1 protein-coding gene is annotated in these 1,653 nt (G+C 44.8%); it reads right to left on the reverse strand.

The window, feature by feature from the left end; genetic code table 11:
• Window positions 1-248: 248 nt before the first annotated feature.
• Window positions 249-1,580, reverse strand: coding sequence for a branched-chain amino acid transport system II carrier protein (gene brnQ / locus Q0200_RS04440; protein ID WP_297938223.1), 1,332 nt, complete (start codon window positions 1,578-1,580; stop codon window positions 249-251).
• Between the last annotated feature and the right edge of the window lie 73 nt (window positions 1,581-1,653).

Genomic DNA, 1,653 nt, shown 5'->3' on the forward strand with positions numbered 1-1,653 from the left:
AACACAAGATAAATTTTATTTTTTATGGATTTATATAGATTAAATTTAATAAACATGGCGGAGCTACTAAAATTCCCACTCAAATTTATAAAATAGATTTAAAATAAAAAAAATACAAAAGTAAAATTCAAAAACCAAGATCTGAGGTGTGCACTATGCAATATTTTGAAGGTCTGATAAAATTTAAATATATGTGGAATTTGACGGCGAGCCGGGCTCTTACGGGCTCGGCGCTTTGCCGCTAACTATTAAAAAGTATTTTCTCTCTTTTCTAGCACAAGGTGCAGTATATAAGTCACCGCAAATGCGACTGCGCTAGGCACGATCCAGCCCAGCATTGAGTCGTAAAACGGCATCGCCTTTACTAGATTCGTCACTAGCGGCACGGAGACGCCCGCGATATCAAGGCCGTTTATCGTGCCGACGACCACGCAAACATAGACGCAGGTGCGATAAATAAGCTTGCTCGAGTCAATCAGCGGATTGATGAGTGAAAGGATGATGAGCATGATCGCGATAGGATAGATAGCTACCAACACAGGGATCGAGCCCTTGATGATGGTCGTGAGGCCGAAATTCGCCACGCCAAAACCGATCAAGCACCACGCTATGACCCAAATTTTGTATTTGATGCGTCCGCCAGTTAGCTCCTCGAAGTACTCGCTAGCAGAGCTGATGAGTCCTAGAGTAGTCGTAATACAAGCCAGGAAAAACGCCGAGCCTAGCACCAAAACGCCCGCTTTACCGAAGTAATGACCGCTAATGCGAGATAGCAGTTCGGCTCCGTTTATCTCCGGCGCATCTTTAAAAAGCTCCGCCGACGTCGCGCCAAGGTAGCCTAGCATCAAATAAATCGCCATTAAAATCACGCCTGCAGTCATACCAGCTTTTATCGTTGATGAAACCAGATGGCGCTCGTCTTTCACGCCCACGGTTCTGATAGCGTTTATCACGATGATACCAAACGCCAGCGACGCTAGCGCATCCATAGTCTGATAGCCCTCCACAAAGCCTTTAGCTGCGGCGTGTTGCACATAATCCCCGCTAGGAGCTACAAACTCCCCGATCGGGAACAAAAACCCAGCTCCAAAAAGTAATAAAATAAGCGCCAAGAGTATAGGAGTGAGGTATTTTCCTAGCAAATCGACTAGTTTTGATGGATTCATGCATACGTAATAATTTAACGCAAAATACGCCGCCGAGTAGAAAAATAGCCAAATTTGCAAATTGTCATCCGCAATAAACGGCTTAACAGCGATATCAAAAGGCATATTCGCCGCACGAGGTATCGCAAAAAGCGGCCCGATCGTGAGATATAAAAGCGCGGTAAAAACCACCGCAAACACGGGATCTATGCGGCGCACTAGGCTTTGAAGCCCCTTTGCCCTAGCGATCGCTGCGACGCCAAGCACCGGCAAAAGCACCGCCGTAGCGCAGAAAAACATAATTGCGACGTAAAAATTCTGCCCAGCCTCTCGCCCCAAATTTGGCGGAAAGATGAAGTTCCCCGCACCAAAAAACATGGCAAAAAGCGTGAGCGAGATGACTAAAAACTGATTTTTGCTAAGCTTTTGTTTCATTTTCGCTCCATTTTAGTTTTAAATTTGCCAAATTGTATTTAGATAAAGTTGAATTTTCGTTGATTTGAGTTAA

Source organism: uncultured Campylobacter sp., assembly GCF_938045225.1.
Lineage (GTDB): Bacteria > Campylobacterota > Campylobacteria > Campylobacterales > Campylobacteraceae > Campylobacter_A.

Excerpts from the sequence above, each read along its gene's own strand:
- brnQ (WP_297938223.1), bottom strand. The coding sequence starts at position 1,580 with ATGAAACAAAAGCTTAGCAAAAATCAGTTTTTAGTCATCTCGCTCACG.